This window comes from Stenotrophomonas sp. 78350_Sma (genome assembly GCF_056482105.1).
Genome location: NZ_CM151182.1, coordinates 4,269,389 through 4,283,486, shown reverse-complemented (window position 1 = coordinate 4,283,486; position 14,098 = coordinate 4,269,389). Strand labels below are relative to the sequence as shown.

Here is a 14,098-nt window from a genome sequence, read left to right as displayed (position 1 = left end):
CACTACCCTTGTGGCTCAATACACGTCGCGGCGGTAGCGCCCGTTTTCCAGCAGCGTTTCCACAACCTCATCGCCCAGCGCAGCGCGCAGCACCTGGTCCACGCCTTCGGCCATGCCCTGCAGCGAGCCGCAGACATGAATCACCGCGCCACGCTGCATCCATCCGCGCAGCGCGTCTGCGGCTGCATGCAGGCGATCCTGCACGTAACCACCTTCGCCATCGCGCGAGAACGCCAGGTCCACCCGCGCGAGATGGCCATCGGCCTGCCACGCTTCGATCTCATCGGCGAACAGGAAGTCGTGCGCGCGCTGGCGTTCGCCGAACAGCAGCCAGTGCCCGTGCTCACCTGCATGCGCGGCTTCGCGCAACAGGCTGCGCAGGCCCGCGATGCCGGTGCCGTTGCCGATCAGCACCATCGGCACACCGCCAGTGCGATGGAAACCTGGGTTGCGGTGCACGCGGGCCACGATGCTGGCACCGACTGGGGCGTGCAGTGACAGCCAGCCCGAGCCCAGGCCGGTGCGTCCGGCTTCGTCATGGACCAGCCGTACCACCAGTTCCACCACTTCATCATTCGTGGAGGAGGCGATGGAGTATTCGCGCCCGGGCAGCGTTGGCAATCCGGACAACCACAGGCAGGCATCCTGCACCGCCAGCGCGGCGTCGGCCTCGGGCAGCTCGCGTTCACTGGCCAGCGCCAGCAGGGTGCGTGGGTGACCGTCCACCAGCAGCGGCTGCAGCGGATCCAACCCCTGTGCTTTCAGCACCGCGCTGGCGTGCCGCGCGTTGTGCCGGGGCGCGATATGCAGGATGTCGCCCGCCTGCCACTGCACATCGGCCGGTGGCGCAAGACGGATGCGCCAGATGGCACCGCCCATGCTGCCCGGGTTGAGCCGGTCGCGGCCGAGCAGTCGCCATTCATGCATCCGCGTGGCCGCCGGCAGCACGCTGTCATCGGTGACGATGCCGGTCAGCGCGCCCAGCTGCAGCTGCCATTGGCGCAGGGCCGCTACCGAGGCGGCATCGACTTCGATGCGCTCGAACAGCGCACGCGCACCGTTGCTCAGCAGCCAGCCATCGAATTGGCGGCCAAAGCCGCAGTAATGCGGGTATTGGCGGTCACCGAGGGCCAGCAGGCCGAACTGCAGCCCCGACAGATCGGACGCTTGTGCCAGCAGCCGTCGCGCAGCGCCCCGCGCCGCATCCGGAGGTTCGCCATCGCCAAAGGTGCTCAGCACGAACAATGCCTGGGCAGTACGCGCGAGCTGCGTGGCATCGACCCGGGCCAATGGCAGTACCTGCACAGCATGGCCCGCGGCCTGCAGCTGCGCGGCAGCACGCCAGGCCAGCTGTTCGCCCAGCCCGCTCTGGCTGGCATGCACCACCAGCCACGGCGTGCCACCGCCATCGGCAGGCGTTGCTGGCAGCGACTGGCGCAGGCCACGCGCGGCGCGCTGACTACGGCGGCGGTCCAGGTAGAGCATCCAGCCGGTGATGAAGAACAGGCTCATGCCCAAACTGCTGAGCATCACCACGACACGCCCGGGCACGCCGAAGTAGCTGCCCGAGTGCAGCGCGAACACGCTGGTGGCCAGCTGCGCGCCGGCGCCCTGGCGCGCGTAGGGGCGGGCATCGAGCGTGGCACCCGTGCCCGGGTCGAGCTGCAGCAGATCATGCGCGCGGTCATGCTGGCCGCCGCGCTGCGACGGATCACCGGCCATCACGCGTACATTCAGTGCCTGCCCGGGCTTCTCCGGCAGGCGCAGGTCGATGTAGCCGGTGCGCACGCCGGGCAGTGCATACAGCGTGGCTTCGATGCGCTCCAGGTTCAGGGCGGTGTCGGTGGCGACCTTGTGCTTGGCGGCTGGTGCGACGCCCAACAGGGTGTTGGCGGCACTGCGATACCAGTCGAAGGACCACCACAGGCCGGTCAGTGCACTCATCAGGTAGATCAGCAGCACCCAGGTGCCGACCACCGAGTGCAGGCTCCACAGGAAGCCACGGCCGCTACGTTTCCATTCCACCGCCAGCCAGCTGCGCCAGTGCCACCAGCGTCGCGGCCAGCGCAGATAGAGCCCGGACAGGGTGAAGAACAGCAGGGCGATGGCGCAGCTGCCGGTGATCCATTTGCCGCGCTCGCCGGCGGCGAGGTGGCGATGCAGGTCCTCGACGAAATCGAAGAACGCCTGCCCACGCAGGGCGCTGAATCGCTCGCCGCTGTACGGATCGAAGTAGACCCAGTGTTCCTTGCCGCCGGCGAAGCGTGCCACCGAGGGCCGCTGCCCGGTGGCATCCACGCGCAGGCGCTGCAGGGGGCGATCACTGCCGGCCTGGAGCAGCGGCACCAGTTCGCTGAGTTCAAGCGGAAGCTGGCCGTCGGCATGGTGCTCGGCGATCTCGGCGAAGCCGGGATTGGCCGCGCGCAGCAGTTCATCCTCGAAGGACAGCATGGCGCCGCTGAGGCCCATCACGGCCAGTACGGCACCGGCGGTGATGCCCAGCAGCCAGTGCAGTTGGAACAGGACGTTCTTGAACATCGAAGGAGGAGGGCCCGGAAGGCTGCCGCCCGCATCCTGCGCAACAGCAAATGAGAATTAGTCGCGGAATTCTCCGTGGCGCCCCGGCTGCGGTCAAGCAGGGGGTATCGGCCGGGCGGCGCCCGGCACCCGCGGTAGTGCCGGCCGCTGGCCGGCAACCTCAGAAGTAATAGCGTGCATTCCGTGGGATGGCGGGGTGGGTCCGGTTGCGGGGGACGGCGCAAGTACGTCCCTGTAGCCTTGGCCGCGGCATCCATGCCGCGGACACCCCCGCAACCGGACCCACCCCGCCTTCGACAGATTTCCGCGATCTGTAGATCCACGCCATGCGTGGATGCTCCTCGTTCAATTGCCGAAGTATTCGATTTCGATGGAGATTCATCCACGCATGGCGTGGATCTACCGTGTCGACCAAGGTCGACACCTACCAACAGCGCCTTGAACTTGTCGAAGGCGGGGCACTGTGGGCGTGCGGGGTGTGAGCCGCATGGATGCGGCGACCAAGCCCCCATGGATGGGTTCACGGCGGCCCCGCACGCCCACAGTGCCTCGCCATCTCACAGGAAGCCCGCTGTAGCTGTTGCTTCGGCTGTTGCTCTGGCCTGAAGCGGGTGCAGGGTGCAACCCTGCCGAACCCTCACTTCACCCAGCCGTCGATCTCGCCGTGGGCGAACGGCCCCAGCTTTGCCTTCACCAGCCGCCCCTGTGCATCGAACAGCACGCTGTAGGGCAGCAGGCCCTGTGTATTGCCCAGCTGCACGCTGGCATCGCGCGGTCCCGGGGTCTCGATCACGATCGGGTAATCCACCGGCACCCGTTGCAGGAAACCGCGCACGTCTTCCGGCGTATCCAGCGCCAGGCCCAGCACCTGCACGCCTGGGTCGCCCTGTGCTGCGGCAAAGCGCGCCAGTTCGGGCATTTCTTCAACGCAGGGCGCGCACCAGCTGGCCCAGACATTGATCAACAGCGGGCGACCGCCAGCGTGCTGGCGCAGGTCCAGCGGCCGGCCTTCAAGATCGGGCAGCGACAGCGCGGGCAGGCTGTCGCCGACCTGCAGGACGGGTGCCGCAGCCGCCACAGCAGGTGCCGCTGGCATGGCCTCAGGCGCAGCGGGCGCGGGAGCCAATCGATGCCCGGCCCACAGGCCAAGGCCGGCGGCCAGCACCGCTGTCCACAGCAGCGCTGGCCGTTGCCACTTCATCGTGCGGTGCGCAGCAGCGCTTCCTCCACCACTGCCTGGGTCAGCAGGGTCGGCAGCACGGTCGGCGGCGCGCCGGGGCCGTACACCACGTACAGCGGCACGCCGACGGCCTTGTGCTCTTCCAGGAACGTGGTGATCTGCGGATCGACGTTGGTGTAATCACCGCGCATGTACACCGCGTTGGTGCGCTTGAGCAGTTCCTTGAACTCCGGCCGCGACAGCACGGCGCGCTCGTTGGCCTTGCAGCTCACGCACCAGTCGGCGGTCATGTTCACGAACACCACGCGGTTGTCGGCGCGCAGGCGGTCCAGCAGCTGCGGCGAGTACTCCACCACGTTGTCGCTGGCGGCCTGTGCGGCGCGTGCCGGCGGTGCCAGCTGGGTCACACCCCAGGCGGGAACCAGTGCACCGATTGCCAGCAGCACGCCGAGCAGGGTGACGGCGCGCGAGCCAGTCCAGCGGTTGCGTTCGAACAGCCACAGGCCGAAGGCGAACAGCAGCAGGCCACCCAGCACCAGCGCCATGCCGTCCACGCCACGCTGCTTGCCCAGCACCCACAGCAGCCACAGCGCGGTGGCATACATCGGGAAGGCCAGCACGTGCTTGAGCGTTTCCATCCATGGGCCCGGCTTGGGCAGGCGGCGCGCCAGCGCCGGCACGAAGCCGATCAGCAGGAACGGCAGCGCCAGGCCCAGGCCGAGGAACAGGAACACGGTCATCGCCTTCAGCGGCGGGGCAATGAACGCGTAGGCAATCGCGCCACCCATGAACGGGCCGACGCAGGCACTGCCGACCACGCAGGCCAGCGCACCGGTGAAGAAGTCACCGGCCGGGCCACTGCGGCTGGCCAGCGACTGGCCCAGGTTGCCGATGCCACCGCCGAGGGTGAATACGCCGGACAGGCTCAGGCCCACCGCGAACATGATGTAGGCCAGCGCCGCCACCACACCCGGGTGCTGCAGCTGGAAGCCGATGCCGACGGCGTTGCCGATCGCACGCAGGCCGACCATCAACGCACCGATCACCGCGAACGCGACCAGCACGCCCAGCGTGTACCAGAGGGCGTGGCTGCGCGCGCGCTGCGGGCTTTCGCCGCTTTGCGCCAGGCTCAGTACCTTCAGCGAGAGGATCGGCAGCACGCAGGGCATCAGGTTCAGCACCAGGCCACCGGCCAGGGCCAGCAACAACACCCATACGAACGAACGGTCCGGATTCGGCGTGGTCGCCGGCGGACGCGTACGGAGCGCGTTGTCACCGCGCGCATCGGCAGCGAACTCATTACCGCTTCTGGCGCCTGCAACGGCCGGGGGGGCGGCATCCGTATTGGGCACCGTCGGCAGCAGGCGCAGGGGGGCGCCGTTGGCGCCTTCGCGTGGCGCCGCAGCCGATGGGCTGATCACCTCGTTGCGCGGCGGTGCCTGGTCGGTGCTGGCGCTGACCTTGCCGGCCGGGATCGACAGCTTCACCCGGCGGGTCATCGGCGGGTAGCAGATGCCATCGGTCTGGCAGCCCTGGAAGGTCACCACCAGGGTACTGTCGACTGCATCGGCGACGGAGCGGCGCAGCGGCAGCGGCACTTCCACCTGGTTGAAGTAGACCGCGACATCGCCGAAGTGTTCGTCGCGATGCGACTGCGCGGCAGGCCAGCGCAGCTTGTCGGCCAGCACCCCGGTGCTGCCGTCCAGCTTCACCGAAGTGCGGTCGCGATACAGGTAGTAGCCCGGCGCCGGGCTGAAGCGCAGCAGCAGGGTGTTGCCGTCACTGGCGATGGCGTCGAAGCCGAACGCCTGTTCCGACGGCAGCGGCAGCGCCTGGCTGTTGCTGGCCGCACTCGGCAGGCGCAGGCCGCCGCTGTTGCCGGCACCGGCCAGCGGGTTGTTGAACGGGCTGGCGGCCCCGGCACGCGGGGCCGGGGCGGTGGCCTGTGCACCGGCACCGGGCAGGGTGACCTGCACCACGCGCTTCTGCGGCGGGTAGCAGACACCGGCATCGGCGCAGCCCTGGTAGCGTACTTCCAGGCTGATGGTGCCCGCTGCATCGGTCGGCGTGCCGGGCAGGGTGGCCTGCAGGCGCTCGCGATAGGTTTCGACCTCGCCGAAGAAATCGTCGTGGTGCTTGTCGCCCTTGGGCATCTGCAGCGCGCCGGCATTGAAGGCCGGGTCGGCCTTGACGCTGGTGCGATGGCGATACAGGTAATAGCCGGGCGCGATCTTGAACTGCAGTTGTACCTGGCCACGTTCGGGGGCGGTGGCGGTCAGCGCGAACGCCTGGTCCACCGGCAGCAGGTCCTTCTCATCCAGCGCGAACGCTGGCAGCGAGAGCCACAACAGGGCGCACAGGGCGGCGCCACGCGCAAACAGAGTCTTCAATCAGTGTCCTCCCGGGTCTGTGCCCGGATCCAGTCCAGATACGCCGGCAGGCCGGCCCGGGTTTCGACCGCGATGCACTCCGGGAGTTCATACGGATGCAGTTCGACGATCCGGGCAATCGCGTGATCGACGCGGCTTGCGGTGGTCTTCACCAGCAGCTGCAGCTCGGCGTCGGTGGTCACCTCGCCCTGCCAGCGGTAGGTCGACTGCGCGCCATCGAGGCGGGTCACGCACGCGGCCAGGCGCTCTCCGACCAGCGCGTGCGCGATGCGCTCGGCACTGGCCCGGTCCGGGCAGGTGGTCAACAGCAGCAGGACGGGATCGACGGTCGACATGACCGTCGAGTATAGGGCCGCCGCCGGGTCAGGGCCCGGCGGCGGCGATGGACCGCTGCGTTGCGCGGTCAGTTGGCCAGCTGGCAGGTGGCCGGCTTGGCCGAGGTGAACAGGCCAGGGGTTGCCCACTCGGGGTGGTCGATGAACGGGTTGCGGTTGCCCTGGAAGCTGTAGATCACGTCATTGCGCGCACGCTCGGCATCATCCGGCGGATCGGACAGGTGCCAGTCGATCAGGGTCGACAGCAGGCCCATGTAGGCCGGCGAGCTGCTGGTCTTGACGATCCTGCTGCGATCGTCGGTCAGCTCCAGGTCCGGCTCGGACTGGCCGGTGGCCGCATCCTTGCCGCCCTCGTAGCGGATGGCCATGTACATGACCGCACGCGCCATGTCGCCCTTGCGCTTGCCCCACACCTCGAACGTGCCGGTGTTGCCGTCCGGCGTGCGCACCCAGTTGGAATTGCCCGGATAGCCACCGCTGCCGCCGCCCTGGCCGTTGTTGGCCTCGGTGGCGCGCTCGCCGCAGTTGGCGTCGCACTTGGCGAACGGCTTGTTGCCACGGTCGGCGTTCCACTGTGCATCGGTCAGGTACAGCATGTGGGTGTCGGTGTACGGCGCGTACGGCAGGCCCTTGTCACCGGTGGTGCTGGCGAAGCCCAGCGAGTTCGGCCAGGTGTGTTCGCGGTTGTACTTCAGGCCACTGCCGCTGCCGGCGCGATCGGTCACCTTGGCGTAGCTGCGGTTGCGATACGCGTCGAGGATGCGGTTCGGGTTGTTCGGGTCCTCGTCGGCAATCTCCAGGATGGTCCAGGTGCTGGTGCCCGAGCCGCTGTACGGGTAGGCGGTGTGGCCCTTGATGGTGGCGTGCAGCGAGCAGCGCAGCTGGCTCGGGCTGGACGTGTTCACCTTCGAGTAGTAGCCGGCCGGCACGCCCGGATTGCCCGGGTCGGGATTGCCGCCGGTGCTGGCCACGGTGAAGGCGATGCGGCTGTCGGCGGCCGGGTGCGCGCCCTGCAGGTCGGTGATGCGCGCGGCGCGGATGTCGAAGCGGCAGGCTTCACCGGCCACCAGCGCGGTATTGGTGGACAGCTTCACGCTGCGCCCGCTGGCGGGGAAGGTCAGCGGCACGCTGCCGGAAGTGCCGCAGCTCAGCGCGAAGGCGCCACTGGCCAGGTTCACCGTCTCGCTGAACACCACTTCCAGATCGGCCGCGGCCGGGAAGGTGCTGCTGCCCTGTGCCGGGGTGGTGGTGGACACCGACGGCGGCGTGTTCGGGCCCGGGGTGCCGCCACCACTGAAGGTCTGGCCGTTGTTGCAGCTGCCGAAGGTCTGCCTGGCCGACTCGGCCCAGGTGAAGTGTGCGTACTGGCTGCCGCTGCCGGTCAGCTGCAGCGAGGTGCCCGGCGCCGTGCTGTTGGTCTCGGCCACCGGAATGTTCTGGCTGGTCATGCCGGCGGCAGGTCCACCGGAGGCGGTGATGGCGCCCTCGTAGCTGAGGAACTGGACCACCTTGCCGCTGGCATCGACCAGGGCGATGCCATCGTTCGGGCCGTTCTGGAGGCCGTTGGTCGGGTAGCTGACCACGGCGATGCTGGCGCTGCCGCAGCCCGCGGCGGTACCGGCCGGGACCGGGTTGTTGGCGTAGACCGTGGCGGCCGAAGGATTGCTGCCGTTGTAGAGGTAAAGCCGATAGCCGGACAGGTCCTCTCCGGCGGTGGCGACGACCTCGATCGCTTCGCCGACGTCACCGGCGGCGGTGCTGTCGTCGTAATGCAGTTCGTTGATGAAGACCTCGGCCTGGGCCGGCGCGGCGGCCAGCGCCAGCAGGCAGGCGGCGGCAAGCGGGGACAGCAATCGCATCGACAACTCCTTGTGATTGGGAATGCGCGGCCGAGCCTAAGGCCGATCCAGTGACACTTTGTCGTAAATGAACGTCAGATATCTGACAGTGCGACGCGGATCACCAAAAGTCGAGGGCGCCGAGGACCGAATGGATGCGTTTCACCGGGCTGAACGTCTTCATGCAGGGACGCGCTGTGCGGGCCTGGCCGCACCGAAATTTTTTCCGGGGACGGCCTTGAAAGGCCCGGGGGCAGCTCCATCTCTGTCCTGCTCCCGATTCGTCGGGCTTTTTCGCGAGCGATGCTGGCAGTCACCTGAGGTGAGTGCTAACATCGCCAGACTTTTTCAGACCAATCAATAACTTAAGAGGTCTCTCATGAGCATCAAGCCGCTGCACGACCGCGTTGTGGTCAAGCCGATCGAAGCCGACGAAATCTCCGCCGGTGGCATCGTCATTCCGGATTCGGCCAAGGAAAAGTCCACCAAGGGTGAAGTCGTGGCCGTCGGCCCGGGCAAGCCGCTGGACAACGGCAGCGTGCGTGCGCCGTCGCTGAAGGTTGGCGACAAGGTCATCTACGGCCAGTACGCCGGCAGCTCGTACAAGAGCGAAGGCGTCGAGTACAAGGTCCTGCGCGAAGACGACGTGCTCGCCGTCATCGGCTGAGCCTCGGCGCGACCTGCTTCATCCCCTGATTCCAAACACCCAGCCGCCGGGCATGGCCCGGCGCTACCAATGAGGTAACTGCAATGGCTGCCAAGGATATTCGTTTCGGTGAAGACGCCCGTTCGCGCATGGTGCGCGGCGTCAACGTTCTCGCCAATGCCGTCAAGGCCACCCTGGGCCCGAAGGGCCGCAACGTCGTGCTGGAAAAGAGCTTCGGCGCCCCGACCATCACCAAGGACGGCGTCTCCGTCGCCAAGGAAATCGAACTGGCTGACAAGTTCGAGAACATGGGCGCACAGATGGTGAAGGAAGTCGCTTCGCGCACCAACGACGACGCCGGCGACGGCACCACCACCGCCACCGTGCTGGCCCAGGCCCTGATCCGCGAAGGCGCCAAGGCTGTTGCCGCCGGCATGAACCCGATGGATCTGAAGCGCGGTATCGACAAGGCCGTCGTGGCCGCCGTTGCCGAGCTGAAGACCATCTCCAAGCCGACCGCTGACGACAAGGCGATTGCCCAGGTCGGTACCATCTCGGCCAACTCGGACGAGTCGATCGGCCAGATCATCGCCGACGCGATGAAGGAAGTCGGCAAGGAAGGCGTGATCACCGTTGAAGAAGGCTCGGGCCTGGACAACGAGCTGGACGTGGTCAAGGGCATGCAGTTCGACCGCGGCTACCTGTCCCCGTACTTCATCAACAACCAGCAGTCGCAGACCGCTGACCTGGATGACCCGTTCATCCTGCTGCACGACAAGAAGATCTCCAACGTCCGTGACCTGCTGCCGGTGCTGGAAGGCGTCGCCAAGGCCGGCAAGCCGCTGCTGATCGTTGCCGAAGAAGTCGAAGGCGAAGCGCTGGCCACCCTGGTGGTCAACACCATCCGTGGCATCGTCAAGGTCGTGGCCGTCAAGGCTCCGGGCTTCGGCGACCGTCGCAAGGCGATGCTGGAAGACATGGCCGTGCTGACCGGTGGCACCGTGATCTCCGAAGAAGTTGGCCTGTCGCTGGAAAAGGCCACCATCAAGGACCTGGGCCGCGCCAAGAAGGTGCAGGTTTCCAAGGAAAACACCACCATCATCGATGGCGTGGGTGACAAGGCTGCCGTCGACGCACGCGTCGGCCAGATCAAGACCCAGATCCAGGACACCTCCTCCGATTACGACCGCGAGAAGCTGCAGGAACGCGTGGCCAAGCTGGCCGGCGGCGTTGCCGTGATCAAGGTCGGTGCTTCGACCGAAATCGAAATGAAGGAAAAGAAGGACCGCGTCGACGACGCCCTGCACGCGACCCGTGCAGCCGTTGAAGAAGGCGTGGTCCCGGGCGGCGGCGTTGCCCTGGTCCGTGCGGTCACCGCACTGGCCGGCCTGAAGGGTGCCAACGAAGACCAGAACCACGGCATCCAGATCGCCCTGCGCGCGATGGAAGCCCCGCTGCGCGAAATCGTTGCCAACGCCGGTGAAGAGCCGTCGGTCATCATCAACAAGGTCAAGGAAGGCACCGGCAGCTTCGGCTACAACGCCGCCACCGGCGAGTTCGGCGACATGCTGCAGTTCGGCATCCTGGACCCGACCAAGGTGACCCGTTCGGCCCTGCAGAACGCGGCCTCGATCGCTGGCCTGATGATCACCACCGAAGCCATGGTTGCCGAAGCTCCGAAGAAGGACGAGCCGGCCATGGGCGGCGCCGGTGGCATGGGCGGCATGGGTGGCATGGGCGGCATGGACTTCTAAGGTCCACGCCCGCGTCGGACGTTGCCGGCCCTGGTCGGCGCGTCTTCCCGATGCAAAGAAGAACCCCGCCGCGAGGCGGGGTTTTTTGTTTCACGATGACTCCAGCCCGGTAGTTCGCTGGACTGCGACGTAGCCCGATACAGCAGGTTTATCAATAGCTTACGCGCTTCCATCATATGCCGGTGCTTTCTGAAACTTGACCCGGTTCTCCCTCGCGCCGCTCCTATCTGGCTCCTGGAATCCGGGTCGTTCCAAGGAGTCATCATGGCAAAGATCAAGCTCACCAAGACCGCCGTAGAGTCGGCGCAACCCCAGGCGAAGGACATCGAACTACGGGATACCGTCGTGCCCGGCTTCCTTTGCAAGATTACCTCGACGGGACGCCGGGTGTTCATGCTCCAGTACCGCACGAACTCTGGCCAGCCCCGCAAGCCCTCGCTGGGACTCTACGGGGAGCTAACCGTCGAACAGGCGCGGGTCAAAGCGCAGGACTGGCTGGCCGAGGTTCGCCGGGGTGGTGATCCCGGCGGTGCCAAGGCCGAGGCGCGCAAGGCGCCCACGATGGCCGAGTTGTGCAAAAAGTTCATGGAGGACTACTCCAAGAAGCGCAACAAGGTCAGCACGCAGGACGGCTACCAGGGCGTCATCGACCGCAACATCATCCCGCTGCTGGGCCGCAAGAAGGTGCATGACGTGAAGCGGCCCGACATTGCGGGGCTCATGGAAAAGCTGGCCTACAAGCCGACCGAGGCCAACAAGACCTTCGGCGTGCTGCGCAAGATGTTCAACTTGGCCGAAGTCTGGGGCTTCCGCCCGGACGGCACGAATCCGTGCCGCCACGTCCCGATGTACCCGCCGGGCAAGGAAACCCGGCTCATCGTGGACGAGGAAATGGTGCGGATCTTCCGCCAGTTGGAGAAACTGGAGGCGGAGGGGCTGGAGAACTACGTCATCCCGTTGGCGATCCGGCTGCAATTCGAGTTTGCGGCGCGGCGCTCCGAAATCTGCCCGCTCGAATGGAGCTGGCTGGACTTCGAGAACCGGCGCGTGGTGTGGCCCGACAGCAAGGTTGGCGGCATTTCCAAGCCCATGAGCGAGGAAGCCTATCGGCTGCTTTCGACGGCGCCGCGTCTGGAAGGCTGCCCTTACGTCCTGCCGTCGCCGAACGACCCGGCCAAGCACCTGACCTTTGGCGAGCACTATGGCGGCTGGTGCCGGACGCTCAAGGCCGCCAGCGTGCCGCACGTAGGCACGCACGGCATCCGTCATCGCTCGACCACCGACATTGCCAATTCCGGTGTGCCGACCAAAGTGGGAATGAAGCTGACGGGCCACAAGACCGTGGCGATGTTCATGCACTACGTCCACACCGAGGACAAGCCGGTGCGCGAGGCGGCCGAGCTGGTGGCCAGCCGCCGCCAAGCCATCACGGGCGCGCGGCAGCTTGCGGAGGCGGTGGCATGAACGGGCGCCGGCCATCAGCAGCATCGCTCGCAGCGCCCGCGGCGCTGCTGGGCGACATTCGGGCACTGATCGAGGCGGCGCGCTTGCGCGCCGCCTCGACGGTGAATAGCGAGCTTACGATGCTCTACTGGCGCATCGGCCAACGCATCCACACGCAGGTCTTGGACAGGCGCCGGGGCGCCTACGGCAAGGAAGTTCTGCCCACCTTGGCTGCGCAGTTGGTGGAGGAGTACGGCAGCAGCTTTGCAGAGCAGAACTTGCGCCGCATGGTGCAGTTCGCCGCCACCTTCCCCGACGAGCGAATTCTCGTATCACTGATACGAGAATTGAGCTGGACGCACTTCATCGCCCTGATGCCGCTGAAAGACCCGCTCCAGCGGGACTACTACGCACAGATGGCCAGCACCCAACGCTGGAGCGTGCGGACGCTGCGCGAGCGTATCGACTCGATGCTGTACGAGCGCACGGCGCTTTCCCAAAAGCCGGAAGAAACCATAGCGCAGGAGTTGGCGACCCTGCGCGATGCGCAGCGCATGTCGCCGGCCCTGGTCATGCGCGACCCGTACATCCTCGACTTCCTGGGCCTGCGGGACACTTGGCAGGAAGGCGACTTGGAAGCGGCGATCATCCGTGAAATGGAGTCCTTCCTGCTGGAGCTGGGCGCGGGCTTCTCATTCGTCGCCCGGCAGAAGCGCATTCCGATCGACGACGAGGATTTCCACCTTGACCTTCTGTTCTACAACCGCAAGCTGCGGCGGCTGGTTGCGGTGGAGTTGAAGGTAGGTGACTTCAAGGCGGCCTACAAAGGGCAGATGGAGCTTTACCTTCGGTGGCTAGACAAGCACGAACGGGAGCCGGAGGAAGCCTCGCCGCTCGGGATCATCCTTTGCACCGGCAAGAAGCGCGAGCAGATCGAATTGCTGGAGCTGGACAAGTCCGGCATCCACGTTGCCGAGTATCTGACCGCCTTGCCGCCGAGGGGCGTGCTGGTGGAGCGGCTGCAACAGGCAACGCAACGGGCGCAGTTGCAAATCGAGCAGCGCAAGACGGACAACGAGTAGTCCTGTCCCAAGCAGTCGGGCGTCCCGGCGTGCCGCCGTCGCGCTGTCGTGCTGCGCATCGAGCTTCGCTGCGCGAGTCTCGCCCCTGTCGGGCTTCCATCACTGACGCCTCCGTCCCGGCTCGTTGATCCGGGCCTGCGCGCTCCGCTTGCCAAAAATCGACTCTGTGCAGTGGGCGGGTGTGGGCGGTCTTGCTGTTCCCTTCACCGTATCACGGCGTTCTCGCCGTCAAGGGCGGCGCGCGCCATGCGCGCTTGCGTCCTGGCGGCCGTCTGCGACCCCTGACTGCTTGCGCTGCGCCGTGCTGCCGCCGGTTCCGGGCAATTCCGCCCGAGCAACCGGAGCACGATCATGTCGCAACTGTCCTTTCCCTCGTTCGATTCCTGTCTGCTGGTGCGCGACGCGCACGGGCGCTATCTACCGGCATCGGCCGACGACATTCTGGAAGCTGCGCGCCAGGTCATTGACCGGAAAATGCGGCGCGGAGCAGAGTTCACTTCGCCGGCGGCGGTCAAGGAATACTTGCGTACAAAGTTGGCCAGCTTCGAGCATGAGGTGTTCGTAGTGCTGTTCATGGATACGCGCCATCGTCTGATCGAATACAGGGAGATGTTCCACGGCACTATTGACGGTGCGTCGGTGTATCCGCGCGAAGTGGTCAAGGAGGCGCTGCGGCTCAATGCGGCGGCGGTCGTCGTTTCGCACAACCATCCGAGCGGAAACCCCGAGCCGAGCGCGGCTGACCGGGCGCTGACCCAGCGGCTCAAGGAAGCGTTGGGTCTGGTGGACGTGCGCGTGCTCGATCACATCATCGTTGCGGGCAACGAAACGGCATCGTTCGCCGAGCATGGGCTGATCTAGCCCAAGGGGCTTCGGCCCCTTTTTGCTGCGC

At 66.5% G+C, this 14,098-nt stretch carries 10 protein-coding genes; 5 read left to right on the top strand and 5 right to left on the bottom strand.

Annotated elements, in window-relative coordinates; genetic code table 11:
- Positions 1-15 precede the first annotated feature (15 nt).
- From ACZK4H_RS19715 to ACZK4H_RS19695, 5 genes are all read right to left on the bottom strand, one after another.
- A complete protein-coding gene (locus ACZK4H_RS19715) occupies positions 16-2,538 on the bottom strand; it encodes a PepSY domain-containing protein (RefSeq protein ID WP_099554468.1) in 2,523 nt (840 codons plus the stop codon).
- Positions 2,539-3,175: 637 nt separating this feature from the next.
- A complete protein-coding gene (locus ACZK4H_RS19710) occupies positions 3,176-3,739 on the bottom strand; it encodes a TlpA family protein disulfide reductase (RefSeq protein ID WP_099554472.1) in 564 nt (187 codons plus the stop codon).
- Positions 3,736-6,108 (bottom strand): protein-disulfide reductase DsbD domain-containing protein, encoded by a 2,373-nt coding sequence (locus ACZK4H_RS19705; RefSeq protein WP_099554474.1) that lies wholly within the window; start codon positions 6,106-6,108, stop codon positions 3,736-3,738. The genes ACZK4H_RS19710 and ACZK4H_RS19705 overlap by 4 nt, the downstream gene beginning before the upstream one ends.
- Positions 6,105-6,443, bottom strand: a complete 339-nt coding sequence (gene cutA, locus ACZK4H_RS19700; protein ID WP_099554476.1) for a divalent-cation tolerance protein CutA — start codon at positions 6,441-6,443, stop codon at positions 6,105-6,107. Before cutA ends, ACZK4H_RS19705 begins: the two co-directional genes overlap by 4 nt.
- 68 nt (positions 6,444-6,511) lie before the next feature.
- Positions 6,512-8,302, bottom strand: a complete 1,791-nt coding sequence (locus ACZK4H_RS19695) for an endonuclease (RefSeq protein ID WP_099554478.1) — start codon at positions 8,300-8,302, stop codon at positions 6,512-6,514.
- Positions 8,303-8,660: 358 nt separating this feature from the next.
- Here ACZK4H_RS19695 and ACZK4H_RS19690 point away from each other — a divergent pair, with 358 nt between their 5' ends.
- The 5 genes from ACZK4H_RS19690 to radC all read left to right on the top strand — a co-directional run bounded on the left by ACZK4H_RS19690 (position 8,661) and on the right by radC (position 14,067).
- Complete coding sequence (locus ACZK4H_RS19690; RefSeq protein ID WP_006396661.1) at positions 8,661-8,948, top strand: co-chaperone GroES; 288 nt, start codon at positions 8,661-8,663, stop codon at positions 8,946-8,948.
- Positions 8,949-9,031: 83 nt separating this feature from the next.
- Positions 9,032-10,681: a chaperonin GroEL gene (gene groL, locus ACZK4H_RS19685; RefSeq protein WP_014038666.1), complete on the top strand. Its 1,650-nt coding sequence runs from the start codon at positions 9,032-9,034 to the stop codon at positions 10,679-10,681.
- 264 nt (positions 10,682-10,945) lie between these two features.
- A complete protein-coding gene (locus ACZK4H_RS19680; protein WP_001062689.1) occupies positions 10,946-12,145 on the top strand; it encodes a tyrosine-type recombinase/integrase in 1,200 nt (399 codons plus the stop codon).
- Entirely contained in the window at positions 12,142-13,206 is a 1,065-nt protein-coding gene (locus tag ACZK4H_RS19675; RefSeq protein ID WP_003092331.1) for a PDDEXK nuclease domain-containing protein, read from the top strand. The genes ACZK4H_RS19680 and ACZK4H_RS19675 overlap by 4 nt, the downstream gene beginning before the upstream one ends.
- A 351-nt stretch (positions 13,207-13,557) precedes the next feature.
- Positions 13,558-14,067 carry a RadC family protein gene (gene radC / locus ACZK4H_RS19670; protein WP_003092330.1) on the top strand — a complete coding sequence of 170 codons (510 nt, stop codon included), beginning with the start codon at positions 13,558-13,560 and terminating at the stop codon, positions 14,065-14,067.
- Positions 14,068-14,098 lie beyond the last annotated feature (31 nt).

What these genes read in the sequence shown, in the direction of transcription:
- ACZK4H_RS19695 (WP_099554478.1), bottom strand. Translation starts at nt 8,302, where the DNA reads ATGCGATTGCTGTCCCCGCTTGCCGCCGCCTGCCTGCTGGCGCTGGCC.
- ACZK4H_RS19715 (WP_099554468.1), bottom strand. Translation starts at nt 2,538, where the DNA reads ATGTTCAAGAACGTCCTGTTCCAACTGCACTGGCTGCTGGGCATCACC.
- ACZK4H_RS19690 (WP_006396661.1), top strand. Translation starts at nt 8,661, where the DNA reads ATGAGCATCAAGCCGCTGCACGACCGCGTTGTGGTCAAGCCGATCGAA.
- cutA (WP_099554476.1), bottom strand. Translation starts at nt 6,443, where the DNA reads ATGTCGACCGTCGATCCCGTCCTGCTGCTGTTGACCACCTGCCCGGAC.
- radC (WP_003092330.1), top strand. Translation starts at nt 13,558, where the DNA reads ATGTCGCAACTGTCCTTTCCCTCGTTCGATTCCTGTCTGCTGGTGCGC.
- ACZK4H_RS19680 (WP_001062689.1), top strand. Translation starts at nt 10,946, where the DNA reads ATGGCAAAGATCAAGCTCACCAAGACCGCCGTAGAGTCGGCGCAACCC.
- ACZK4H_RS19675 (WP_003092331.1), top strand. Translation starts at nt 12,142, where the DNA reads ATGAACGGGCGCCGGCCATCAGCAGCATCGCTCGCAGCGCCCGCGGCG.
- ACZK4H_RS19710 (WP_099554472.1), bottom strand. Translation starts at nt 3,739, where the DNA reads ATGAAGTGGCAACGGCCAGCGCTGCTGTGGACAGCGGTGCTGGCCGCC.
- groL (WP_014038666.1), top strand. Translation starts at nt 9,032, where the DNA reads ATGGCTGCCAAGGATATTCGTTTCGGTGAAGACGCCCGTTCGCGCATG.